General features: G+C 59.2%; 22 protein-coding genes. 7 read left to right on the top strand and 15 right to left on the bottom strand.

The features are described from left to right. Positions 1-50: 50 nt before the first annotated feature. The 4 genes from RGU44_RS18870 to glnK form a co-directional block, all read right to left on the bottom strand. Positions 51-377 (bottom strand): hypothetical protein, encoded by a 327-nt coding sequence (locus tag RGU44_RS18870; protein ID WP_219063024.1) that lies wholly within the window; start codon positions 375-377, stop codon positions 51-53. A 100-nt stretch (positions 378-477) separates the two neighbouring features. Beyond that, a complete protein-coding gene (locus RGU44_RS18875) occupies positions 478-903 on the bottom strand; it encodes a secondary thiamine-phosphate synthase enzyme YjbQ (RefSeq protein ID WP_322218548.1) in 426 nt (141 codons plus the stop codon). A gap of 178 nt (positions 904-1,081) precedes the next feature. After that, on the bottom strand, positions 1,082-2,422 hold the full coding sequence (locus RGU44_RS18880; protein ID WP_322176980.1) for an ammonium transporter: 1,341 nt from the start codon (positions 2,420-2,422) through the stop codon (positions 1,082-1,084). Between the two features lie 34 nt (positions 2,423-2,456). Further along, the gene (glnK, locus tag RGU44_RS18885) at positions 2,457-2,795 is read right to left on the bottom strand and encodes a P-II family nitrogen regulator (protein ID WP_002555808.1); all 339 of its coding nucleotides are present in this window, start codon (positions 2,793-2,795) and stop codon (positions 2,457-2,459) included. 419 nt (positions 2,796-3,214) lie between these two features. Between glnK and RGU44_RS18890 the strand changes: the two genes are divergently transcribed. Both RGU44_RS18890 and RGU44_RS18895 read left to right on the top strand, forming a co-directional pair. After that, a complete protein-coding gene (locus RGU44_RS18890; RefSeq protein WP_322176981.1) occupies positions 3,215-3,475 on the top strand; it encodes an accessory factor UbiK family protein in 261 nt (86 codons plus the stop codon). A gap of 184 nt (positions 3,476-3,659) precedes the next feature. Next, positions 3,660-5,153: a YifB family Mg chelatase-like AAA ATPase gene (locus tag RGU44_RS18895; protein WP_322176982.1), complete on the top strand. Its 1,494-nt coding sequence runs from the start codon at positions 3,660-3,662 to the stop codon at positions 5,151-5,153. A gap of 188 nt (positions 5,154-5,341) precedes the next feature. Here the strand turns inward: RGU44_RS18895 and RGU44_RS18900 are convergent, their stop codons facing one another. Both RGU44_RS18900 and RGU44_RS18905 read right to left on the bottom strand, forming a co-directional pair. After that, positions 5,342-7,318 carry a methyl-accepting chemotaxis protein gene (locus tag RGU44_RS18900; RefSeq protein ID WP_322218551.1) on the bottom strand — a complete coding sequence of 659 codons (1,977 nt, stop codon included), beginning with the start codon at positions 7,316-7,318 and terminating at the stop codon, positions 5,342-5,344. A 191-nt stretch (positions 7,319-7,509) separates the two neighbouring features. After that, positions 7,510-8,430, bottom strand: coding sequence for a LysR substrate-binding domain-containing protein (locus tag RGU44_RS18905; protein ID WP_322176984.1), 921 nt, complete (start codon positions 8,428-8,430; stop codon positions 7,510-7,512). 180 nt (positions 8,431-8,610) lie between these two features. Here RGU44_RS18905 and RGU44_RS18910 point away from each other — a divergent pair, with 180 nt between their 5' ends. Continuing rightward, on the top strand, positions 8,611-9,993 hold the full coding sequence (locus tag RGU44_RS18910) for a NorM family multidrug efflux MATE transporter (protein ID WP_322278478.1): 1,383 nt from the start codon (positions 8,611-8,613) through the stop codon (positions 9,991-9,993). An 18-nt stretch (positions 9,994-10,011) separates the two neighbouring features. Here the strand turns inward: RGU44_RS18910 and RGU44_RS18915 are convergent, their stop codons facing one another. Beyond that, positions 10,012-11,685: a bifunctional diguanylate cyclase/phosphodiesterase gene (locus RGU44_RS18915; RefSeq protein ID WP_322218553.1), complete on the bottom strand. Its 1,674-nt coding sequence runs from the start codon at positions 11,683-11,685 to the stop codon at positions 10,012-10,014. A gap of 203 nt (positions 11,686-11,888) precedes the next feature. On the opposite strand from RGU44_RS18915, the gene rep reads away from it, so the two are divergent. Both rep and RGU44_RS18925 read left to right on the top strand, forming a co-directional pair. Further along, complete coding sequence (rep, locus tag RGU44_RS18920) at positions 11,889-13,898, top strand: DNA helicase Rep (RefSeq protein WP_322176986.1); 2,010 nt, start codon at positions 11,889-11,891, stop codon at positions 13,896-13,898. Positions 13,899-13,942: 44 nt separating this feature from the next. After that, positions 13,943-14,515, top strand: coding sequence for a xanthine phosphoribosyltransferase (locus RGU44_RS18925; protein WP_219063034.1), 573 nt, complete (start codon positions 13,943-13,945; stop codon positions 14,513-14,515). 20 nt (positions 14,516-14,535) lie between these two features. Here the strand turns inward: RGU44_RS18925 and RGU44_RS18930 are convergent, their stop codons facing one another. From RGU44_RS18930 to dadA, 6 genes are all read right to left on the bottom strand, one after another. Further along, positions 14,536-16,467 (bottom strand): acetyl-CoA hydrolase/transferase C-terminal domain-containing protein, encoded by a 1,932-nt coding sequence (locus RGU44_RS18930; RefSeq protein ID WP_322218556.1) that lies wholly within the window; start codon positions 16,465-16,467, stop codon positions 14,536-14,538. A gap of 133 nt (positions 16,468-16,600) precedes the next feature. Further along, a complete protein-coding gene (locus RGU44_RS18935; RefSeq protein ID WP_322176988.1) occupies positions 16,601-17,029 on the bottom strand; it encodes a c-type cytochrome in 429 nt (142 codons plus the stop codon). A gap of 189 nt (positions 17,030-17,218) precedes the next feature. Continuing rightward, on the bottom strand, positions 17,219-17,767 hold the full coding sequence (locus RGU44_RS18940; RefSeq protein ID WP_219063036.1) for a cupin domain-containing protein: 549 nt from the start codon (positions 17,765-17,767) through the stop codon (positions 17,219-17,221). 160 nt (positions 17,768-17,927) lie between these two features. Beyond that, on the bottom strand, positions 17,928-19,001 hold the full coding sequence (gene alr / locus RGU44_RS18945; RefSeq protein ID WP_322176989.1) for an alanine racemase: 1,074 nt from the start codon (positions 18,999-19,001) through the stop codon (positions 17,928-17,930). Positions 19,002-19,079: 78 nt separating this feature from the next. Continuing rightward, positions 19,080-19,433 carry a RidA family protein gene (locus RGU44_RS18950; RefSeq protein WP_219063038.1) on the bottom strand — a complete coding sequence of 118 codons (354 nt, stop codon included), beginning with the start codon at positions 19,431-19,433 and terminating at the stop codon, positions 19,080-19,082. Continuing rightward, positions 19,405-20,706 carry a D-amino acid dehydrogenase gene (gene dadA / locus RGU44_RS18955; protein ID WP_219063039.1) on the bottom strand — a complete coding sequence of 434 codons (1,302 nt, stop codon included), beginning with the start codon at positions 20,704-20,706 and terminating at the stop codon, positions 19,405-19,407. The genes RGU44_RS18950 and dadA overlap by 29 nt, the downstream gene beginning before the upstream one ends. A gap of 156 nt (positions 20,707-20,862) precedes the next feature. Here dadA and dadR point away from each other — a divergent pair, with 156 nt between their 5' ends. Further along, positions 20,863-21,351 carry a transcriptional regulator DadR gene (gene dadR / locus RGU44_RS18960; RefSeq protein WP_219063040.1) on the top strand — a complete coding sequence of 163 codons (489 nt, stop codon included), beginning with the start codon at positions 20,863-20,865 and terminating at the stop codon, positions 21,349-21,351. Positions 21,352-21,354: 3 nt separating this feature from the next. On the opposite strand, the gene RGU44_RS18965 is transcribed toward dadR, so the two are convergent. Then, positions 21,355-21,708 (bottom strand): YkgJ family cysteine cluster protein, encoded by a 354-nt coding sequence (locus RGU44_RS18965; protein ID WP_219063041.1) that lies wholly within the window; start codon positions 21,706-21,708, stop codon positions 21,355-21,357. Between the two features lie 149 nt (positions 21,709-21,857). Here RGU44_RS18965 and RGU44_RS18970 point away from each other — a divergent pair, with 149 nt between their 5' ends. Next, positions 21,858-23,171, top strand: coding sequence for an FAD-binding oxidoreductase (locus RGU44_RS18970; protein WP_322176990.1), 1,314 nt, complete (start codon positions 21,858-21,860; stop codon positions 23,169-23,171). Positions 23,172-23,185: 14 nt separating this feature from the next. Here RGU44_RS18970 and RGU44_RS18975 read toward each other — a convergent pair whose 3' ends face one another. Further along, positions 23,186-23,419 (bottom strand): DUF1127 domain-containing protein, encoded by a 234-nt coding sequence (locus RGU44_RS18975; RefSeq protein ID WP_322176991.1) that lies wholly within the window; start codon positions 23,417-23,419, stop codon positions 23,186-23,188. Between the last annotated feature and the right edge of the window lie 64 nt (positions 23,420-23,483).

Here is a 23,483-nt window from a genome sequence, read left to right on the forward strand (position 1 = left end):
GAAAAAGCCCGCGGCGACAGCGGGCTTTTTTTTGTTCGATAAACGACCGTTTAGATAGGTCGGCTACCGTACTTGTTGTCAGGCTTCTTCGGCGGATCGGCAACGACGTTGGGCTCCACCTCGACAACCTTGCCGCCTTTGGAGAGGAACTCTTCCATCGCACGGGCCAGAGCGTCGCGCTCTTTGTTCTTGGCTTCTACGCTCGGCAGTTCATCCACCGAGACAGCGGCCTTGGCTTTACCCTTGGTGGGAGTGACCGAGGCTTCGATGCTGTCATCAGCGTCGGCGCCATCGTCTTCGGCAGCAGCAGCAAGCTCCTCACCGTCCTCTTCACCTTCCAGATCGTCTACCATTTCATCGTTGTCATCGTCGCTCATGTTCTACCTCATGACTTGCGAAAGCAGATTAGTTATAGCCCAGCTACGCCCACTGTCGAAGGCTGCCGGAAAAAAATCAACGACCGCTGAAAATCAGTGGTCATGCCTCATCACCGTACAAGGTGGCGAGGACTCTGCGAGCACCGCTAACGTCACGATGCTCACTCAGATAAACACCTTGCCAGGTGCCCAGCGCCAATCGCCCCGCCGTGACCGGCAAACTCAACTGGCAGCCAAGCAAACTGGCCTTGAAGTGCGCCGGCAGGTCATCAGGGCCTTCGTCGTCATGTTCATATACGTCCATACTCTGGGGCACCAGACGATTGAAAAAACGCTCGAAGTCACGACGCACAGCCGAGTCGGCATTCTCGTTGATGGTCAACGAGGCCGAGGTATGCTGTAGCCACAGATGCAATAGACCGATCCGACAAGCGCGCAGCTCAGGCAGGCCTGCCAGTATCTCGTCGGTTACCAGATGAAACCCGCGAGGCTTTGCTCGCAGAGTAATCAGCGTCTGTTGCCACATACAGTTCTCCACGCTTCGGCGCGCATTCTAACGCGCTGGAAGAAAAAACAAAGCGCGTAATAGACCACCTTTTGTGTAAGCCGCCGCCCAAAAGCAAATAACCCTCTCTATCCTGTGTGTATCGACAAACTTCAGACAAAAAAATGCCCGGTCGCCCGGGCAATTTTTGTGTGTCGACTTACAGGTTGTAGCCACGTTCGTTGTGCAGCGCAAGGTCGAGGCCGACAGCTTCTTCCTCGTCAGTCACACGCAGACCCATGACCATGTCCAGGACCTTGAGAATGACGTAGGTCACAATCGCGGTGTAGATGATCGTGAAGCCTACGCCTTTGCACTGGATCCAGACCTGTGCCGCAATGTCGGTGGTTGCCGCATTGAAGCCACCCATCGAAGGTGCAGCGAATACACCGGTCAGGATCGCGCCGAGGATACCGCCGATACCGTGCACACCGAAAGCGTCCAGGGAGTCGTCATAGCCCAGCTTGCGTTTCAGGGTTGTAGCGCAGAAAAAGCAGACCACGCCAGCAGCCAGGCCGATCACCAGGGAGCCCATTGGCCCAACAGTACCGGCGGCAGGGGTAATGGCAACCAGACCGGCAACTACACCCGAAGCGATGCCCAGAGCACTTGGCTTACCGTGGGTCAGCCATTCAGCGAACATCCAGCCCAGTGCGGCAGCAGCGGTCGCAATCTGGGTCACGAGCATTGCCATACCGGCAGTGCCGTTGGCCGCAGCAGCGGAGCCGGCGTTGAAGCCGAACCAGCCTACCCAAAGCATTGCCGCGCCGATCAGGGTGTAACCCAGATTGTGCGGAGCCATTGGGGTGGTCGGAAAGCCTTTACGCTTGCCCAGTACCAGGCAGGCAACCAGGCCCGCTACACCGGCGTTGATGTGAACCACGGTGCCGCCAGCGAAGTCGAGAACGCCCCAATCACCCAACAGTGCGCCCGGACCACTCCAGACCATGTGCGCGATTGGCGCATAGACCAGCGTGAACCAGATACCCATGAAGACCAGCATGGCGGAGAATTTCATCCGTTCAGCGAATGCTCCGACGATCAACGCCGGGGTGATGATGGCGAAGGTCATCTGGTAGATGACGAACACCGCTTCAGGGAACAGCGCTGCCGGGCCAGTGATGCTCGATGGCGTCACGCCAGCGAGGAATGCCTTGCCCAGGCTGCCGAAGATGGAATTGAAGTTGACGACGCCCACCTCCATCCCCGTCGTATCGAATGCAATGCTGTAGCCGTAGATGACCCACAGAATACTGATCAGACCGGTAATCGCGAAGCACTGCATCATTACAGAAAGAATGTTTTTCGACCGAACCATACCGCCGTAGAACAGCGCCAGGCCGGGAATGGTCATGAACAGCACCAACGCCGTCGAGGTCATCATCCAGGAAGTGTCGCCGGAATTGAGGACAGGCGCAGCCACTGGGTCTGCCGCCATGGCCAGACCAGGGATTACAAGGGACAACAGGGCTCCTAGCCCTGCGAATTGACGCAGAGTCATATTGTTTTACTCCTGGGGCGTTGGGGTTGGCGGCTTAGATTGCGTCGGTATCGGTTTCGCCGGTACGGATGCGAATGGCCTGTTCCAGATTGACCACGAAGATCTTGCCGTCACCGATTTTGCCGGTGTTGGCAGCCTTGGTTATTGCCTCGATCACTCGATCAAGATCCTTGTCATCGATCGCAACATCGATTTTCACCTTGGGCAGGAAGTCGACTACGTATTCCGCCCCGCGATACAGCTCGGTGTGACCCTTTTGCCGACCGAAGCCTTTGACTTCAGTGACGGTGATGCCCTGCACGCCGATCTCCGACAGTGACTCGCGCACGTCATCCAATTTAAACGGCTTGATGATGGCAGTGACTAGCTTCATGAAACTTTCTCCCGAATTGGTGGACTTGCCCCAGGAAAACAAACCCGACTCAAGTCTAAGCGCAGTGCCTGGCTTTGTAACGTGTCGGTCGCCTTAACAGCCCCGATCAACCCCAGAAAACCGCTTCTGACGAAACACTTCCCCGCTTCGCCTGCCGCACTGCAATCGTCACAGCGACTGCATCAGTGCATGGGTCATATGCCACTAAGCAGAAAGCTTGCCATCTCGTGAATTCTCATTGAATACAGGGCCTTGGCCAACAATCACTTTCCCAGCCACCGATTGCGGTGATCAGGACGCACAACAACAGTGCGCATGCGCCCGTCCCCATGCGCGAAAAGCGTGCAGAAGGGGCGATCTGAATTGACTATAGATGCTGCGTGATATACTGCCGCCCATCTGTTTCCGGAACTCTGACCATGCTCGCGCCCAAAGCCTTCCTCGACGCCCTGAGTGGCCACGCCTCTCGCTTGTTCAACGGCGAAACGCCTGTCCCGCGCAACGAATTCGAAACCCAGTTCAAAGCCCTGCTGCAAAGCGGCTTCAGCAAGCTTGATTTAGTGAGCCGCGAAGAGTTCGACAGCCAGATGACCGTCCTCGCCCGCACCCGTGCCCGCCTTGAAGCGCTGGAAGCCAAAGTGACCGAGATGGAAGCGAAACTGACGCCACCGGCAGAGTAACAACCGCGCGACTTCTGGACGCTCACCGTCCAATCCCGGTGGGAGCGAATTCATTCGCGAAAAAAACTACGCGTCCCGATTGCTCCCATACAGGGCTATCCATTCACACCCTGTATCGATTCCTCGCCCCAGCTTCCCCCCGAATTCCCGCAGGATGCGGTTCTTCAGACATCAAGGAATGATCATGTCTCTCGCCATCGTGCTCAGTCGCGCTCAGGTGGGTGTGGAAGCGCCAGCCGTCACTGTCGAGTGCCATCTGGCCAACGGGCTTCCCGCGCTGACGCTGGTGGGCTTGCCTGAAGGCGCAGTCAGGGAAAGCAAGGATCGGGTCCGCAGTGCCATCCTCAATTCCGGCCTCGAATACCCTGCCCGCAGAATTACCCTCAACCTCGCGCCAGCCGACCTGCCCAAAGACGGTGGGCGTTTCGATCTGGCGATTGCCCTGGGTTTGCTCGCCGCCAGTGGGCAACTGCCTGCTCACGCGTTACAGGATGTCGAATGCCTGGGTGAATTGGCGCTCTCGGGCGCTATAAGGCCGATACAGGGCGTCTTGCCTGCCGCACTGGCTGCTCGTGCCGAGGGCCATACGTTGATCGTGCCCGCGGCCAATGCCGAAGAGGCGTGTCTGGCGTCCGGGTTGCGGGTGATTGCAGTCAATCATCTGCTGGAGCTGGTGGCACACTTCAATGGCCGGGCCCCGATTGTCCCCTACGAATCCAGCGGCCTGCTGCACCTGAGCAAACCCTATCCAGACTTGAGCGAGGTGCAAGGCCAGACCGCCGCCAAACGCGCATTGCTGGTGGCGGCGGCGGGCGCGCACAATCTGCTTTTCAGTGGGCCTCCCGGCACCGGTAAGACTCTCCTCGCCAGCCGTCTGCCAGGCCTGTTGCCGCCACTGGATGAACATGAAGCTCTGGAGGTCGCCGCAATTCAGTCGGTCGCCAGCCAGAGTCCTCTGACCAGTTGGCCACAGCGGCCCTTTCGGCAGCCCCACCATTCCGCCTCAGGTGCCGCGCTGGTGGGTGGCGGCAGTCGTCCGCAACCCGGCGAAATCACCCTTGCCCACCATGGCGTGCTGTTTCTCGATGAGCTGCCCGAGTTTGATCGCAAAGTGCTGGAGGTGCTGCGTGAGCCACTGGAGTCCGGGCACATCGTCATTGCCAGAGCCCGCGACCGGGTACGCTTCCCGGCGCGCTTTCAGTTGGTGGCCGCGATGAACCCCTGCCCTTGCGGCTATCTGGGCGAGCCCAGCGGTCGCTGTCGTTGTTCCACCGAGCAGATTCAGCGCTACCGCAACAAGCTTTCCGGCCCGCTGCTGGATCGCATCGACCTGCACCTGACCGTAGCCCGCGAAGCCACGGCACTCAACCCCACCCCGCAAACCGGCGACGACACCGCCAGCGCCGCCGCCCTCGTGGCCCAGGCCCGCGAGCGGCAACAACGGCGCCAAGGCTGCGCCAACGCCTTTCTCGACCTACCGGGCCTGCGCAAACACTGCTCGCTGTCCAGCGCCGACGAAAACTGGCTGGAAACCGCCTGCGAGCGTTTGACCCTGTCACTCAGGGCCGCACACCGCTTGTTGAAAGTGGCAAGAACGCTGGCTGATCTGGAACAGGTCGATGCGATTGGGCGCAGCCATCTGGCCGAGGCGTTGCAGTATCGGCCGTCGAGTAATTGATGGGGTCACACGCAGAATAAGAGCCGCGAAAAGGCCGGCACAGCCCTCCGGGGCTCGTGAGGCCAACCCTTTTCACGACCAGTGCACAGTCGATTACGCGGCCAAGCTTTTTAGCGAGAAACACTTCACAAAAGCTTGATCGGCAGCAGCGTATCTAAAAGAGGTTTTCGGTGAACGCAAACCTTGTATCACCGAAACCGATTGACCTCTTTGCGCAAATCCGCTGCCAGTTCGTCCAGTTCTTTCGCGGTGATAGCCAGGTGGGAGACGACTTCGCGCTGCTCGCTGTTGGCCATGGCGATGCTCTGCAGGTTGCTGCTAAGCAAGGTAGCGGTGCTGCTTTGTTCTTGGGTGGCGGTGGTGATGGCAGCGAATTGTTCGCCTGCGGAGCGGCTTTTTTCGTCGATCTGGGTCAGGGCGGCTGCGACTTTTGCGTTGAGTGAAAGGCCTTCCTGCATGAGCGCGTTGCCCTGTTCCATGGTGCTGATCGCGTTTCCGGTTTCTTGCTGAATGCTCACGATCATGCCTGAAATCTGGTCGGTCGCCTGACGGGTGCGCAAAGCCAGATTACGCACCTCATCCGCTACCACCGCGAAACCACGGCCTTGTTCGCCGGCACGGGCAGCTTCAATCGCGGCGTTGAGAGCCAGCAGGTTGGTCTGCTCGGCAATCGAGGTAATGACGCCGACGATCCCGCCGATTTCCTGAGAGCGCTGGCCCAAGGTGTCAATCACCGTGGCCGTGCCTTTGAGCGAGGACGCGATCTGCTCAAGAGATGCCGAAGCTTCATCCATTGAGGTGCGGCCAATGCGGGTCTGCTGAGCGTTCTCCTGCGCCAGGCGCTCGGTGCTGCCCATGTTGTCGGCGATGTTCAATGAGGTGGCGCTGAACTCTTCCACGGCGCCAGCCATGCTGGTGATCTCCCCGGACTGCTGCTCCATGCCTTCGTAGGCCCCCCCTGACAAGCCGGACAGCGTCTGAGCGCGGCCACTGACTTCCTGTGCCGCGCTGCGGATGTGCGCGACCATGTTCGACAAGGCTTCACCCATCTGATTGAAGCTGCGCGCCAATTGACCGATTTCATCGTGACTGGAAACATTCAGACGCGCGCTCAGGTCGCCCGCGCCCAGGGCTTCAGCCTGACGAACCAGATCCGACAGTGGTTGCAACTTGCGGCGTAACAGCCAGATCGCCGCGCCGACCGCGATCAGCATGGCCAGCAAGCTGCCGATTGCCAGTTGTGTGCCGACGCTCCAAGTCACGGCGCTGATTTCGGTTTTTGGCATGCTCGCAAACACTGCCCACGGGCCGCCCGCAAAGACCACGGCGACGGTATAGAAATCTTGCGTGCCGTCATTCCAGAAATGACCTGTGCCTGGGCGCTTGACGAAGTCGGCCAACGTTTGCGTTGCCTGATCCAGCGCCTTGACCCCGGCAGGCGCCACCAGCCAGTGATTCTGCTCATCCAGCAGGGCCAGAGAACCCGTCGTGCCGATGCGGAAATTCTTCAGGTTCTCGAATTGGGTATTTTGCGCGCCGGTGTAGTCAAAGCCGACGAACAAGGCGGCAATGATTTTGCCACTGCTGTCACGCACCGGGCTGTACTGAGTCATGTAGTAATGCTCGAACAACAGCGCCCGGCCGACGTACTCCTGACCTGCCATCAGGCGGTCATAGGCGGGGCTCTTGCGATCCAGCAAGGTGCCGATGGCCCGCGAGCCATCTTGCTTGCTCAGCGACGTACTCACACGAATAAAATCATCGCCGCTACGCACGAAAATCGTCGCCACACCGGCCGTCATTTGCTTGAAGTTGTCGACCTCGGTGAAGTCGTTATTCAGGACGTGGTCCCCCAACAACAGGCTTGGTGCCTGCACGCCCGCAACCGTCACGGGGTTGTCTGCCTGCAGGCTCAGGCCACCGCTAAACCGTTTCTCGAACAACCCACTCAAGCGCTGGGTGCTTTCACGCAGAGTGCTGTGAAACGTATTCAGTTGATCGGCCAGCAAACGTGCTTCGCTGGCCATGTGTTCTTCACGAATCGCGAGATTCGCGGCGTCCAGCGAGCGCAACGCGAATACGGTACTGCTGCTGATGACCACGGCCAGAATTACCGCCAGGGCGAGACCCAACTGCGAGGCGATACGAGCACGGGGTTCAGACATGGAAGCTCCTGGCCGAACAGCGGCATCGTTTTGATTTCGATGCCTTGCTCAGCAAAATTCAAAAATGGGGGTCCGTTGAACCTTTTTTAAAAGTCCGACTTATACGGATTCGGCCGACGTGAACAATACTTGAGCTCTGCACTCGGGGATACTGACGAATAACCGCTCAAAAGCCTGTGCCAGAGCTGTTTTCACGTCAGTATCTCAACCTTTGGCAAATCCATTGCGCACACCTCGCCTTGAAGAAACTCGCTGAGCCTGCGCAGACGTTCGCCGCCTGGCCGGGTCTTTGGCCACACCAGATAATAGTTTTCGCCGCTGGCCACGGCGGTGCGCCAAGGCAAGCTTAAACGCCCTTGCGCGACGTCCTCGGCGACCATCAACAAGTCCCCCATGGACACGCCATAGCCCCGCGCAGCCGCGATCATGCCAAGCTCCAGAGTGTCGAACACCTGGCCGCCCTTGAGCGAGATCTGCTCCGACAGGCCCATCCGCTGTAGCCAGTTGCGCCAATCGCGACGGTCGGGGGTCGGGTGCAACAGTTCGGCACTGGCCAACCGCGCGACATCCCAGGGCGGGTCCTGGAGCAACGTCGATGCACCCACAGGGATCAGCAGCTCAGGGAACAGGTAGGTGGCTTCCCAATCCGGCGGAAAATGCCCACGGCTGAGCAACACCGCGCAGTCAAACGGCTCCTGAGTGAAATCCACACTGTCGACATCCATCCAGGCGCTGGTCAATTGCACTTCATTACCAACCTGAAGATGGCGAAACCGGCTCAGGCGCGCCAGCAACCAGCGCATGGTCAGGGTCGAGGGTGCCTTCATGCGCAAAATGCCTTCCTCTGCACGCAAGATGCTGCACGCACGCTCCAACGCCGAAAAACCTTCACGCACTCCCGGCAGTAGCAGGCGCGCCGCCTCGGTCAATTGCAGGTTGCGGCCATTGCGCTGAAATAAACGACAGGCAAAGTGATCTTCAAGCGTGCGGATGTGGCGGCTGACGGCACTTTGGGTGATCGACAGCTCCTCGGCAGCGCGGGTGAACGAGCTGTGTCGGGCAGCGGCTTCAAATGCACGTAGCGCATAAAGGGGAGGAAGACTACGGGACATACACAACATTCCTACGCAATAGTTGCGCTACTTTACCCCCAACGACTACGCTCGATTCAGATGAGTTTTACTCATGCCAATCATCGGATTTATCCCTTTGTGCCCGCCGTGAGAAATGCCGAGAATCAGTTGCTCACAAAGCCCTGTAAGCCGAGCGCCACGCCTATGCAATCCGTCGCCATCCAAGCACCCTGGATCAAAGAGCTAAGGACCATCCTGCGCTTGGCCGGACCGCTGATCGCCTCGCAAATGGCGCATATGCTCATGGTGTTCACTGACACCGTAATGATGGGTCGCCTGGGACCCGATGCCTTGGCCGGTGGCGGGCTGGGCGCGGCCAGCTACAACCTGATTTCGTTCTTCTGCGTAGGCGTTATCGCTGCCGTCGGCACCCTGGTTTCGATCCGTCACGGTGCAGGTGACAACGTAGGCGCCACGCGGCTGACTCAGGCGGGACTCTGGCTGGCGTGGGGCATGGCACTAATCGCGGCCTTGGTGCTGTGGAACCTTGAGCCCGTTTTGCTCAAGCTTGGCCAGAATGAGGCGAACGTGCACATGGCCGGGCAATTCCTGATCACCCTGCCCTTGGCCCTGCCCGGCTTTCTGTCCTTTATGGCCTTGCGGGGCTTCACCAGCGCGTTGGGGCGGGCCGGCCCTGTGATGGTGATCAGTCTGGGCGGCGTGGCGGTGAACTTCGGGCTTAACTATGCACTCATTCATGGCCTGTTTGGCCTGCCGCATCTGGGCCTGATGGGCATCGGTCTGGTCACGGCGGTGGTTGCCAATGGCATGGCGCTGCTCCTGGCCCTGCATATCCGCCAACACCCAGCCTATGCGCCCTATCCCATTCGCCAGGGCCTGATGCGCCCCTCGCTGACTTATTTGCAAGAGCTGTGGCGCCTCGGCTTGCCGATTGGCGGTACCTACGCGGTCGAGGTTGGCCTGTTCACCTTCGCAGCGTTCTGCATGGGCGCGATGGGCAGTACGCAGATGGCCGCACACCAGATCGCCCTACAGTCGGTGTCGATGGCGTTCATGGTGCCCGTGGGGATTTCCTACGCGATGACCATGCGCATCGGCCAACACTACGGCGCGGGCAATCTGCTCCAGGCGCGACTGGCCGGACGCGTCGGCATTGCCTTCGGGGCGTTGATCATGCTCGGTTTCGCGCTGCTGTTCTGGCTGGCACCGTATCAAGTCGTCAGCCTGTTTCTCGACCTCGACAATCCGGCCTACCGCGACGTGATCGATCTAGCCGTGAAACTGTTGGCGATCGCCGCGTGGTTCGAACTGTTCGACGGCACGCAGACGCTGGCCATGGGCGCCATCAGGGGGTTCAAGGACGCCAGGACCACGTTTGTCATCGGCCTCGCCTGTTATTGGCTGGTCGGCGCGCCTGCGGCCTGGGCTTTCGGTTTTTATGCACAGGGCGGAGCGATGGGGGTCTGGTGGGGGTTGGCTCTGGGGCTGGCCTGTGCAGCGCTGGCACTGACAGTGGCATTCGAAAGGAAGACGTCACGCTTGCTGCGTCAGGCGCCAGTGCTTGCGTCGGTCATGAGTTGAGGGCCGAATCAGGTATGTCTACTGAACGTGCGCCTGCCCCAGGTTATGGCGCTGTCCATACGTCAGGTACTCAATCAACTCCGTGAATGGCAACGGCTTGCTGATCAGGTAACCCTGAATTTGATCGCAACCAAAACCACGCAACAGCGCCAGTTGTTCCGGGGTTTCCACACCTTCGGCGACCACTTCCAGGCTGAGGTTGTGCGCCAGGTTGATCATGGCATGCACCAGCTTGCGATTTTCTTCGCGCAACTCCATGCCGCCGACAAAGCTTTTGTCGACCTTGAGCAAGGCAATCGGCAGGCTGTTGAGGTGCACGAACGACGAGAAGCCGGTGCCAAAATCGTCCAGCGAAAAACGCACACCTAGCCGACCCAACGCATCCATCGTCTGTTTGACCAGATCGCTGCGGCGCATGACGGCGGTTTCGGTCAGTTCGAATTCCAGCCAACGGGCATCGACGCCCCGCTCGGCGATCAAGCGGCTCAGGGTCGACAGCAACTGACTGTCCTGAAACTGGCGGAACGACAGGTTGACCGCCATGTGCAGTGCCGGCAGCCCGAGTTCACGCAGCGCCTGCATGTCGCGCAGGGCGCGGGAAATGACCCAGTAACCCAAAGGCACGATCAAACCGCTTTGCTCGGCCAAGGGTACAAACTCGCTGGGTGGCAGCAACCCACGCTCGGCGTGGCGCCAGCGCACCAGGGCTTCGAGGCCAACGATACGCCCGTCGCTCAATGACAGGCGTGGCTGGTAATGCAGTTCCAGCTCATCGCGACGCAAGGCCCGGCGCAGTTCGCTTTCCAGATCGGCCAGGCTACGGGCATTGCGGTTGATGCGTTCGTTAAAAACATGAAAGGTGCAGCCCTGAGTGCCCTTGGCCTGCTGCATCGCGATATGAGCGTGCCACATCAACGGATCGGCACCGGCACCGGCCCGGGCATAGGAAATCCCCAGGCTGCAGCCTATCAGCAAGCTTTCACCATCGACCCAATAGGGCTCGGCCAAGGCTTCGGTAATGCGTTCGGCCATCCATTCGGCACGCTGCGGCGCACGGCGGATGTCGATCAACAACGCGAACTCGTCACTGCCCAGCCGCGCCAGTTGATCGCCTGCTTCCAACTGGCTCTTGAGCCGCGAGACCACTTGCAAGATCAATCGGTCGCCAGCCTGATGGCCCAGCGCGTCGTTGGCGTGACGGAAGTTGTCGAGATCCAGGTGCCCGAGCGCCAGTCCACGGCCTTCGTTTTCAGCCAAGCGTGTCGCCAATAAGGTCTGGAAGCCCTGGCGGTTGGCGATGCCGGTTAGCGGGTCTTGCTCGGCCAGACGTTGCAGAGTGTTTTCCAGCACGCCGCGCTCGCGCACATGGCGCAGGCAACGGCGTAGCGCATCAATGCTCAACGTGGCGAGCACCAGCCAATCGCTGACGCCAATCGGCGGTTCGAGCGGTTCGTGCTCAAGCAGCATCACCACCGGCAACTTACAGCGCCCGGGCGCTGGCTGGAGCTCAGGCGTCGTCAGCAGCACGGCATTTCGCGCGTCGTCGAACAGGCTGCCGACATCGCCCCAACTCGGCGCACAGACCAGCGCGGCCGCGTCTCCCAGAGGAGCCAGACACTCACGCAATAACGCCAGCCATTCCGGCTTTTGGGCCAGGAGCAACAAACGCAAGGGTTCGACAGGCGTAGACAAACTAGCTCCCTACTCGCAAAAAAAATCGTTGGTGGTTCCGCTCTACTTCAGACATATGGCGTAATCCACTGCGCATCCTGCGGGAAAGTAACAAAACCGGCAAATTTAGATCGCGTGCTACGTCACAGTGTCGGACGATGACCGCACAAATGCGTGAGCCTGTTAAAATGCCCACCCATTTCGCAAGCGACCCTTTTTCTGTCATGTCCCGACTCAATCCTCGGCAACAAGAAGCCGTGAACTACGTCGGCGGCCCTCTTTTGGTGCTCGCCGGTGCTGGCTCCGGCAAGACCAGCGTGATCACCCGCAAGATCGCGCACCTGATCCAGAACTGCGGCTTTCGCGCGCAACATATCGTCGCCATGACCTTTACCAACAAGGCCGCGCGGGAAATGAAAGAGCGCGTAGGCACCCTGCTCAAGGGTGGCGAGGGGCGTGGCTTGACGGTGTCGACCTTCCACAACCTGGGCCTGAACATCATCCGCAAGGAACATGCACGGCTGGGCTATAAACCAGGGTTCTCGATTTTCGACGAGACCGACGTGAAAGCCCTGATGACCGACATCATGCAAAAAGAATATTCGGGCGATGACGGCGTCGACGAAATCAAAAACATGATCGGCTCGTGGAAAAACGACCTGATCCTGCCGCCCGAGGCCCTGGAAAACGCGCGCAACCCCAAGGAACAGACCGCCGCCATTGTCTATACCCACTACCAGCGCACGCTCAAAGCCTACAACGCGGTGGATTTCGACGATTTGATCCTGATGCCCGTGAAGCTGTTCCAGGAACATGCCGACATCCTGGAGAAGTGGCAAAACAAGGTTCGCTACCTGTTGGTGGATGAATATCAGGACACCAACGCCAGTCAATACCTGCTGGTAAAGTTGCTGATCGGTATGCGCAATCAGTTCACCGTGGTGGGCGACGATGACCAGTCGATCTATGCCTGGCGTGGTGCGCGCCCGGAAAACCTGATGCTGCTCAAGGATGACTATCCGTCGCTCAAAGTGGTGATGCTCGAGCAGAACTATCGCTCCACCAGCCGTATCCTGCGCTGCGCCAACGTGCTGATCTCGAACAACCCCCACGCCTTCGAAAAGCAGCTGTGGAGTGATATGGGTCACGGCGATGAAGTCCGTGTCATCCGCTGCCGCAACGAAGACGCCGAAGCCGAACGCGTCGCGGTGGAACTCCTCACCCTGCACTTGCGCACCGACCGGCCCTACAGTGACTTCGCGATTCTCTATCGCGGTAACTATCAGGCCAAGCTGATCGAGCTGAAGCTGCAACACCACCAGATCCCCTACCGCCTGTCGGGTGGCAATAGCTTCTTCGGCCGTCAGGAAGTGAAAGACCTGATGGCCTACTTCCGCCTGCTGGTGAACCCGGACGACGACAACGCCTTCTTGCGCGTGATCAACGTGCCGCGTCGTGAAATAGGCTCGACCACCCTGGAAAAGCTCGGCAATTACTCCACCGAGCGCAAGATATCGATGTACGCCGCCACCGATGAAATCGGCCTGGGCGAGCATCTGGACAGCCGTTACACCGACCGCCTGCAACGCTTCAAACGCTGGATGGATGGCGTGCGCCAGCAATGCTCGCAAAACGACCCCATCGCCGCGCTACGCAGCATGGTCATGGACATCGACTACGAAAACTGGCTGCGACAGAACAGCTCCAGTGAAAAAGCCGCCGACTACCGGATGGCGAACGTCTGGTTCTTGATCGAAGCGCTGAAGAACACACTGGAGAAAGACGACGACGGCAAAATGACCATCGAAGAAGCCATCGGCAAGCTGGTCTTGCGCGACATGCTCGAGCGTCAGCAGGAAGAAGAAGACGGCGCCGAAGGCGTGCAAATGATGACCCTGCATGCCTCCAAAGGCCTGGAATTCCCCTATGTGTTCATCATGGGAATGGAGGAAGAAATCCTCCCGCACCGCTCCAGTATCGAAGCCGACACGATCGAGGAAGAGCGCCGCCTGGCGTATGTCGGGATTACCCGCGCGCGGGAAACACTGGCCTTCACCTTTGCCGCCAAGCGCAAGCAATATGGCGAGATCATCGATTGCGCACCCAGCCGCTTTCTCGATGAACTGCCGCCGGACGACCTCGCCTGGGAAGGCAACGACGACACACCGGTAGAAGTGAAAGCCGTTCGCGGTAACACGGCACTGGCCGATATTCGGGCCATGCTCAAACGCTGAATTGATTATTTATTGCGCACATGTGCGCTGCCCGAGGAATCACCGTGGAAGCACTGCACAAGAAAATTCGCGAAGAGGGCATCGTCCTTTCCGACCAGGTGTTAAAGGTCGACGCGTTTCTTAATCACCAGATCGACCCGGCCTTGATGCAGCTGATTGGCAACGAATTCGCCACGCTGTTCGCAGACTCGGGCATCACCAAGATCGTCACCATCGAGGCCTCGGGCATTGCCCCCGCGATCATGACCGGCCTGAAACTGGGCGTGCCGGTGATCTTTGCGCGCAAACACCAATCGCTGACCCTGACCGAAAACCTGCTGTCGGCGACCGTGTATTCGTTCACCAAGCAAGTCGAAAGCACCGTCGCCATTTCGCCTCGGCACCTGACCAGCAGCGACCGCGTCCTGATCATTGATGATTTTTTGGCCAACGGCAGGGCCTCGCAGGCGCTGATTTCGATCATTAAACAAGCCGGTGCCAGTGTTGCAGGGCTGGGCATTGTGATCGAGAAATCATTCCAGGGCGGGCGTGCCGAACTCGACGCTCAGGGCTATCGCGTCGAATCCCTCGCCCGGGTGAAATCGCTGGAGGGTGGGGTGGTGACTTTTCTCGATTGATTGATGGCGAAGGCGGTGCTTCAGGCGCTGGGAGCAGTCGCCTGCAACCCGGCCAGCACCAACCGCTGATACAGCTCTTCAAGCAGCCCCTGCGGCTGCAAAAGCCGCATGCGTTCAAGCTGCGCCGGGAAGGCTGTCGGCTCCGGTGCGTCGAGGGTGGCTTTGCCCAATTGCAGAATCTCGGTGAGCTTGAGTTTGCTTTTCAGCCAGTTCAAGGCTCGCAGCAGGTCCCGCTCTTCCGCGCTGAAATCACAACCCAGCGGATACTCCGGGAACAACTGCACATAACGCGCTTGCAACGCCTGCAAACGTTCGGGGGTGTTTTCGCTAAAGCGCGGATCGAGGCGGAAGTCGCGGGGCAATTTGCCGATCTTTTGCGCCTGCTCGATCAAGCCTTCCTGGAAGCGTGAGTCACTGATATTCAGCAGCGCCTCGATCACCTTGGCGTCGGTTTTGCCACGCAGATCGGCAATCCCGTATTCGGTGACAATAATGTCCCGCAGGTGCCTCGGAATCGTGACGTGACCGTACTCCCAAACGATATTGGAACTGACCTCCCCGCCCGACTCGCGCCAGCTACGCAGCATCAACAGTGAGCGAGCCCCTTCCAGTGCATGCGCCTGAGCGACAAAATTGTATTGGCCACCCACCCCGCTCAACACTCGGCCGTCTTCCAGTTGATCGGCCACAGCGGCGCCCAACAGCGTCACTTTAAACGCGCTGTTGAGGAATCGTGCGTCGCGCCGTTGCAAGCGCTTGAGCTCTTCATTGCCGTACAGCTCGTTGATGTAGCTGATGGCGGTCATGTTGAAGCGCTCACGCTGAGCCAGTGAAAACTCGCGCAAGCGTTGATAAAAACTGCGAGGCCCCAGGAAAAAACCCGCGTGGACCACGACGCCTTCGGCATGGGCCGACTCGTCGAGCGTGCCATCGTTGGCCTGCCGTTGCAGGGCCGCGTCGGAGTAAACCTTACGCCGCACGATGCCGGCGTCCACCAGCACCAATAAACCGTTCACGAACATTTCGCTGCAACCGTACAGCCCCTGAGCAAACGGCTGCACCCCGCCTTCGCGCTCGATCAACGCCTGCCATGACGTGGTCGCGTCCAGATCCGCGAGCAGCGCGCGGTAAGTGGCGTTATCCGCTTGCCGCGCCAAAAGCGCCGCTGTCAGCGCATCGCCCATCGAGCCAATGCCGATTTGCAAGGTGCCGCCGTCGCGCACCAGGGTGCTGGCGTGCAAGCCAATGAAATGGTCCTGAAACCCGACCGGCATGTTCGGGGTAGAGAACAGGGTGCTGTGTTCTTCCTCCTCGAGCATCAGATCAAAGACGTCAGTACTGAGCTCCGAGTCGCCGAGCATGTATGGCAAGTCTGCATGGATCTGGCCGAGCAACAGGATTGTTTCACCGGCCGCACGGCGTTTGGCGATCATCGGCAGCAAATCAAGAGTGATGTCCGAGTTGCAACTCAGGCTCACGCGACCCGGACGTTGCGGATCATGAGCGATCAACTGCGCCACCAGATTAAGGCCATTGGCGTTGATGTCACGCGCAGCATGACTGTAATTACTGCTGACATAATCCTGCTGCGCCGCGTGGCTGTTGAGCAGGCTGCCGGGCTGCATAAAGAACTGCTCGACACGAATATTCGGCGGCAGGCTGTCGCGGCGCAGGTCCTCAAGGAAATCCAGTTCGGGGTAATCACCGAACACCCGTGCGACGAAGGGCTCAAGAAAACGCGCCTGCAAACCCTCACCCAGCGGCGGGCGCCCGAGACAGAGGGCGGTGTAGATCGTCAGCTGTCGTTGCGGCAGGCCTTTGACCCGCGCATACAACGCGTTAACGAAGCGGTTGGGCTTGCCCAGCCCCAGCTGCAGGCCCATGTGAATGTGCGCAGGCAACTGCGCCAGTACTTGATCGACTGCTTGTTCAATGGAACACGACTGCGTCATCTCACCCTCCTGGCACATCCTTGATTTCAGGTTGGACCGAGCTTGCCGGGTGTTTGCTGCAAAGGACAGGACTTCGAATCATTCGCCCACAAAAAAGCCGACACGAAGTCGGCTGTTTTTGTCACAGGCTGAATTACTTCAGACCGGACATTTTCTGAATCGCGCTTTTCAGCTCTGCATCAGAGCAATCTGCGCAAGTGCCTTTTGGCGGCATCGAGTTGATCCCGGTGATGGCTTTAGCAAGAATGCCTTCAAGACCGCCCTGCGTTTTGGCACGGTTGCCCCAGTCAGCCGCGTCACCGATTTTCGGCGAACCCAGCAAACCGGTGCCGTGACATGCATTGCAATGGCCTGCGATGATCTCATCAGCGGACTTGGCACCACCCGCGCCGCCAGCCGAAGCTGCGACGTCCATACCGGCGCACTCTTTACCCTGCACACATACTTGACCCACTGGATCAAGCCGCTTGGCCAGATCGTCACTTGTCGTGGCCTGAGCACCGACAGCCCAAAAGACCAATACGGCAGCTTGAACTGCCAGCATTTTATTAATTAGGTTCACGCGTACACCCTCATGGTGGCTAGTCACGCCCGCGGCCACGGTTTTGCGGGCGGGCGGAAGTATACCGGTTAGCCCGCCACTCTGAAACAACCCTATAGTCGCAGGGGTATTTACCAGCTGTCAGGCCCTGCAAATAGGCACCTTGTGCTCTCATTTCTGAGACGCGGCGCCTGTAAATGAAGCATTCAATCAAAAATTCGCGGGTGTTGCCGCGCTGATCAGCCGCGCAGGCACATCGAACGGATTACGAAAACGGTGTGGCTTGGTACTCTCAAAGTAGTAACTGTCGCCGGCTTCGAGGATGAACGTCTCAACGCCAACCACCAGTTCCAGCCGACCTTCGAGCAGGGTTCCGGTTTCTTCGCCTTCATGAACGAGCATTGCATCCCCGGTATCGGAACCCGGAGGATAGATCTCATTGAGAAATGTGATCGCCCGGCCTGGATGGGCCTTACCGACCAGCTTCATGGTGACGGCGCCGTCCGAAATGTCGATCAACTCACTGGCTTTATAAACCACTTGAGTCAGATTTTCTTGCTCCAACTCTTCCGAAAAGAACTCAACCATGGACATCGGAATACCGCCGAGCACCTTTCTCAGGGAACTGATCGAGGGGCTGACGCTGTTTTTCTCGATCATGGAAATGGTGCTGTTGGTCACGCCCGCTCGCTTGGCGAGTTCACGCTGGGAGAGACCTTTAAGCTTTCGAATGGATTGCAGTCGTTCACCGACGTCCAATGCGGGAGTCCTCCTATTGATCAGTTATGGTCGTTATGAACGGTATGATGGCAACAGCGTTCAGTATTTACAACACTTCGACCCGTAACGTGTTCGCAAAAGGACTAGCGGCTTATTCATGGAGGCTGCAATTCTGCCGACAGCTGCCGACAGCCGTCTGTCAGACTCCGGAATAGAGCCTTGGCACGCGGCGCAGGTTACAAAATATCTGGTAAGGGATTGTACCGGCGTGCGCGGCAACATCGCTGGCCAGCACGTTTTTGCCCCATAACTCGACCTGGCTACCCAGCCCGGCGCGTGGCAAATCGGTCAAGTCCACGCACAGCATGTCCATCGACACCCGACCCAGCAACCGGCTCGGCTGGCCGTCAATCGAGACCGGAGTGCCGGTCGGTGCCTGACGGGGATAACCATCGGCGTACCCCATGGCCACCACTCCGACACGCATCGAGCGATCCGTGATGAAACCACCGCCATACCCAATCGGTTCGCCCGCCGGCAACTCGCGCACGCAAATTACTTTCGACTCCAGTGTCATCACCGGCTGCAAGCGCTCAGCCACGCTCTGTGGCTGATCAAAAGGCGTGGCGCCGTATAGCATGATGCCGGGGCGGACCCAGTCACTAGGGACCTTCGGCCAGCCCATGACCGCAGGAGAGTTGCGCAAACTGACCTCTGCGGACAATCCCTGACGGGCCGCGTTGAAGACCGCCACCTGCTCGTCACTCCGCGAGCAATCCAATTCATCAGCGCGGGCAAAATGGCTCATCAAGACGATTTTTGCCACTTTTCCGCTGCTCAACAGGCGCTTGTAAGCCGCGTGGTAATCGGCGGGGTGCAAGCCGACACGGTGCATGCCCGAGTCCAGCTTGAGCCAGACGTTCAGCGGCTTGCTGATGCTCGCTTGCTCGATGGCGTCGAGTTGCCAAAGCGAATGCACCACGAACCAGAGGTCATGCTCGACGATCAGTGCCAGCTCGCTCGCCTCGAAAAAACCTTCAAGCAGCAAAATCGGCCCGCCAATCCCCGCCTCACGGAGTTCCAGCGCTTCTTCGATGCAGGCCACGGCGAACCCGTCGGCCTCGGCTTCCAGAGCTTGCGCGCACCGCACCGCCCCATGACCGTAGGCATCGGCCTTGACGACCGCAAGCGCTTTGGCGCCAGCGGTTTCACGGGCCAATTGGTAGTTGTGACGCAGGGCTTGGAGATCGATCAAGGCGCGGGCAGGACGCATGGCGGCGGGCTTCTAGGCGTTATGAGAATAAAAAAGCCCGACACCCATTAACAGGCATCAGGCGAAGGTTCTTGCAGATTAAGGCAATGCCGCAACGACCGACAGCTCAACCAGGATTTCCGGTTCGCACAGCTTCGACTCGACCGTTGCCCGGGCTGGAGCAACGCCTTTTGGCAGCCATTTATCCCAGACGCTGTTCATGCCGGCGAAATCCGCGTCGATGTCTTTCAGGTAGATGGTCACCGACAGAATCCGGGTCTTGTCGGTACCGGCCAAGTCCAGCAGACGCTCGATGTTGGCCAGCGTCTCCCGGGTTTGCTGCTCGATCCCGGCAGCCATGTCATCACCCACTTGCCCGGACAGGTACACGGTGCTGTTGTGGACAACGAGCTGACTCATACGATCATTGGTGAGCTGGCGCAGGATTGCCATGTTTTACGATCTCCTGGGTTTTACCGTAGCGAGAAATATCAAGGCCTTCGGCACTGATCTGTGGTGTTTTAAAGGCCATCAAGTCGGCCAGCAAACGGCCTGAACCGCACGCCATGGTCCAGCCAAGTGTGCCGTGACCGGTATTCAGGAACAGGTTGCGGAATGGCGTGGCGCCGACAATCGGGGTGCCGTCCGGTGTGGTTGGGCGCAGGCCGGTCCAGAAAGTGGCCTCCGTCAAATCACCGCCCTGAGGATAAAGGTCGCCGACGATCATCTCCAGTGTTTCGCGCCGACGTGGATTGAGCGATAAGTCGAACCCGGCGATCTCGGCCATACCGCCCACACGAATGCGGTTGTCGAAACGGGTAATGGCGACCTTGTAGGTCTCGTCGAGAATAGTCGACGTCGGGGCCATGGCCGGATTGGTGATTGGCACAGTCAGGGAGTAACCCTTGAGTGGGTAGATCGGTGCGCGAATGCCCAACGGCTTGAGCAACTGCGGTGAATAGCTACCCAGCGCCAGCACGTAGCGATCAGCGGTTTCCAGCTTGCCGTCGATCCACACGCCATTGATGCGATCACCTGCGTAGTCGAGGCGCTCGATGGACTGACCGAAACGGAACTCGACGCCCAACTTGACCGCCATTTCCGCCAGGCGGGTGGTGAACAACTGGCAATCGCCCGTCTGGTCGTTCGGCAGACGCAACGCACCGGCCAAAATATTAGTCACGTTGGCCAACGCCGGCTCGACCCGGGCGATGCCCGCGCGATCAAGCAGTTCGTAAGGCACGCCAGACTGCTGCAGAACAGCGATGTCCTTGGCGGCATTATCCAATTGTTCCTGAGTACGGAACAATTGAGTGGTGCCCAAGCTGCGGCCTTCGTACGCGATACCGGTTTCGGCACGCAACTCATCGAGGCAATCGCGGCTGTACTCGGACAAACGCACCATGCGCTCTTTGTTCACCGCATACCGGCTGGCCGTGCAGTTACGCAGCATTTGCGCCATCCACAGGTACTGATCAATGTCTGCGGTGGCTTTGATCGCCAACGGGGCATGACGCTGCAACAACCATTTGATCGCCTTGAGCGGCACGCCAGGCGCGGCCCATGGCGATGCATAGCCTGGCGAAACCTGGCCGGCGTTGGCGAAACTGGTTTCCATCGCGGCCGCAGGTTGACGGTCGACCACGGTCACCTCGAATCCAGCTCGGGCCAGATAATAGGCGCTGGCCGTACCGATCACGCCACTGCCAAGGACCAGAACTCGCATGTTAAATCCCTCAATCGCGGATATCCGCTGACGTTTGTTGTACAGAGCCAAGATATGCGCAGTATAAAAAGCAATGACCAGTGCTTTTCACTATATAAACACCTATATTTGGCGAGAATTCTCGGCAAAAATGGCTTTAGTAGAGGGGGTTTACCCATGCGCACCCAGCACCAGTCAAAACGTGAGTTGGACAAGATTGACCGCAACATCCTGCGCATCCTTCAGGCGGACGGGCGGATCTCATTTACCGAGCTGGGAGAAAGGGTGGGATTGTCGACTACGCCCTGTACTGAGAGGGTCCGCAGGCTTGAGCGCGAAGGGATCATCATGGGCTACAACGCCCGACTCAATCCGCAAAGCCTCAAGGCCAGCCTGCTGGTGTTCGTCGAGATCAGCCTGGACTACAAGTCCGGCGACACCTTCGAAGAGTTCCGCCGCGCCGTGCTCAAACTGCCGCACGTGCTGGAGTGCCACCTAGTGTCCGGTGACTTCGATTACCTGGTGAAAGCGCGGATTTCAGAGATGGCTTCGTACCGCAAACTACTCGGCGATATCCTGCTCAAACTGCCGCATGTGCGCGAATCCAAGAGCTACATCGTCATGGAAGAAGTGAAAGAGAGTTTGAATTTGCCGATTCCGGAGTGACCTCTACACCAACACCTGTCGCGTAGTCGCGATGTATTCGTGGATCTGCTTTTCCGCCTTGGGATGGATCATCTCGACCGGCCGACGGCCATTGGGGCATGGCAGGGTCGGAGTGGTGCCGAACAACCGGCAGATCAGCGGACGCTCTTCATACACCGTGCAGCCATTTGGCCCCAGGTGCACACAGTTCAGCTCATCCATCGCCGCCTCTTGCTCTGCGGCGGTTTTGCGCGGCAAGCGCGCCATCTCTTCAGATGAGGTGGTGACCGGACCGCAGCAGTCGTGGCAGCCGGGCACGCACTCGAAAGACGGGATCTGCTGCCGAAGAAAGCGGATTTTCTGGCTGTTGCAGCTCATCGAGGCGTTTACCGAAAGAAAGACTAGGGCGTAATTTTGCCTCACTTGAGCCCCGGGTGACAGCGCCGCCCGACCGAACCTTGCTGGGCGGCGCAGCTCACGTCTATGCTGCATGACATTTTCAAAACACAAAAACCAGGATAAACCTCATGAACGCTCGCGTTCAGCAACCGCTCGCCAACGACCAGCATGCCGCTTCCTATTACGCCGCCAGCAGCCATCCGCAACCGGATCATCCGCCGCTGGCAGGCGAGTTGAGCGTCGATGTGTGCGTAGTCGGCGGTGGCTTTTCCGGGCTGAACACGGCCATCGAACTGGCAGAACGTGGCTTGAGCGTGGCGTTGCTGGAAGCGCGGAAAATCGGCTGGGGTGCCAGCGGGCGCAATGGCGGGCAACTTATTCGCGGCGTCGGCCATGGCCTCGATCAGTTCAACAACGTGATTGGCAGCGACGGCGTGCGCCAGATGAAACTCATGGGCCTGGAGGCGGTGGAAATCGTGCGCCAGCGCGTCGCCCGCTACCAGATCGACTGCGACCTGACATGGGGCTACTGCGACCTCGCCAACAAGCCGCGCGATCTCGACGGCTTAGCCGAAGATGCAGACGAATTGCGCAGCTTGGGCTATCGCCATGAACTGCGCCTGCTGCACGCGAACGAGATGCACAGTGTGGTCGGCTCGGACCGCTACGTCGGCGGCATGATCGACATGGGCTCGGGCCATCTGCACCCGCTGAACCTGGCATTGGGCGAAGCCGCCGCCGCTCGCTCGCTGGGCGTACAGATTTTCGAGCACTCAGCGGTGACGCGAATCGAGTACGGCCCGCGCGCGCGCGTGCACACCACTCAAGGTTCGGTGCGCGCCAATACGCTGGTGCTGGGCTGCAATGCCTACCTGAATGATCTGAACCCGGAACTCAGCGGCAAAGTGCTGCCCGCTGGCAGCTACATCATCGCCACCGAGTCGCTCAGCGAGGCGCAGGCCCATGAGTTGCTGCCACAGAACATGGCCGTCTGCGACCAACGGGTGACGGTGGATTATTACCGGCTTTCCGCAGACCGACGTCTGTTGTTCGGCGGTGCGTGTCATTACTCGGGGCGCGACCCGCAGGACATCGCGGCCTACATGCAGCCGAAAATGCTGGAGGTCTTTCCACAACTGGCCGGGACCAGGATCGACTATCAATGGGGCGGCATGATCGGCATCGGTGCCAACCGCCTGCCGCAGATCGGCAGGCTCAAGGACCAGCCCAACGTGTTTTACGCCCAAGCCTATTCCGGGCACGGGGTGAATGCCACGCACCTGGCCGGCAAGCTGTTGGCAGAAGCCATCAGCGGGCAACACAGCAGCGGCTTCGAGTTGTTTGCCAAGGTGCCGCACATGACCTTCCCTGGCGGCAAACACCTGCGCTCCCCGCTGCTGGCGCTGGGCATGCTCTGGCATCGGCTGAAAGCGCTGCGCTGACCGCCAGGCTTGGTTCAACCTCTCCAGAACGGCTTCAGGCCCTCGGCTCGGGCCTGCTCCAGGCTGATGCCAACGTCGCGCAACTGATTGGCATCCAGATCAAGCAGCGCTTTGCGGGTCACCCAGCGATGGCGGAACACGCCCCACCGGCTTAGCCCCGGTGGGCAGCCCGTCTGCACGCAAGGCGCTCGCCCCTCATGCAGCTCCTGGCTATGCAGCATCAGCCGTACATCGCTCAACCCGTTCATTTCCTGATCCCTCCATCACGCGTTCGTGTGATTTCATGATGACGGGCCGGGCAAATCCATTACA

Origin of the sequence: Pseudomonas sp. 5C2, from assembly GCF_034314155.1 — a bacterium.
Classification (GTDB): Bacteria; Pseudomonadota; Gammaproteobacteria; order Pseudomonadales; family Pseudomonadaceae; genus Aquipseudomonas.

Bases quoted from the DNA above. Each gene is read 5' to 3' on its own strand.
- RGU44_RS18870 (WP_219063024.1), bottom strand. From the start codon at position 377: ATGAGCGACGATGACAACGATGAAATGGTAGACGATCTGGAAGGTGAA.
- RGU44_RS18875 (WP_322218548.1), bottom strand. From the start codon at position 903: ATGTGGCAACAGACGCTGATTACTCTGCGAGCAAAGCCTCGCGGGTTT.
- RGU44_RS18880 (WP_322176980.1), bottom strand. From the start codon at position 2,422: ATGACTCTGCGTCAATTCGCAGGGCTAGGAGCCCTGTTGTCCCTTGTA.
- glnK (WP_002555808.1), bottom strand. From the start codon at position 2,795: ATGAAGCTAGTCACTGCCATCATCAAGCCGTTTAAATTGGATGACGTG.
- RGU44_RS18890 (WP_322176981.1), top strand. From the start codon at position 3,215: ATGCTCGCGCCCAAAGCCTTCCTCGACGCCCTGAGTGGCCACGCCTCT.
- RGU44_RS18895 (WP_322176982.1), top strand. From the start codon at position 3,660: ATGTCTCTCGCCATCGTGCTCAGTCGCGCTCAGGTGGGTGTGGAAGCG.
- RGU44_RS18900 (WP_322218551.1), bottom strand. From the start codon at position 7,318: ATGTCTGAACCCCGTGCTCGTATCGCCTCGCAGTTGGGTCTCGCCCTG.
- RGU44_RS18905 (WP_322176984.1), bottom strand. From the start codon at position 8,430: ATGTCCCGTAGTCTTCCTCCCCTTTATGCGCTACGTGCATTTGAAGCC.
- rep (WP_322176986.1), top strand. From the start codon at position 11,889: ATGTCCCGACTCAATCCTCGGCAACAAGAAGCCGTGAACTACGTCGGC.
- RGU44_RS18930 (WP_322218556.1), bottom strand. From the start codon at position 16,467: ATGACGCAGTCGTGTTCCATTGAACAAGCAGTCGATCAAGTACTGGCG.
- alr (WP_322176989.1), bottom strand. From the start codon at position 19,001: ATGCGTCCTGCCCGCGCCTTGATCGATCTCCAAGCCCTGCGTCACAAC.
- RGU44_RS18950 (WP_219063038.1), bottom strand. From the start codon at position 19,433: ATGGCAATCCTGCGCCAGCTCACCAATGATCGTATGAGTCAGCTCGTT.
- dadA (WP_219063039.1), bottom strand. From the start codon at position 20,706: ATGCGAGTTCTGGTCCTTGGCAGTGGCGTGATCGGTACGGCCAGCGCC.
- dadR (WP_219063040.1), top strand. From the start codon at position 20,863: ATGCGCACCCAGCACCAGTCAAAACGTGAGTTGGACAAGATTGACCGC.
- RGU44_RS18965 (WP_219063041.1), bottom strand. From the start codon at position 21,708: ATGAGCTGCAACAGCCAGAAAATCCGCTTTCTTCGGCAGCAGATCCCG.
- RGU44_RS18970 (WP_322176990.1), top strand. From the start codon at position 21,858: ATGAACGCTCGCGTTCAGCAACCGCTCGCCAACGACCAGCATGCCGCT.
- RGU44_RS18975 (WP_322176991.1), bottom strand. From the start codon at position 23,419: ATGAACGGGTTGAGCGATGTACGGCTGATGCTGCATAGCCAGGAGCTG.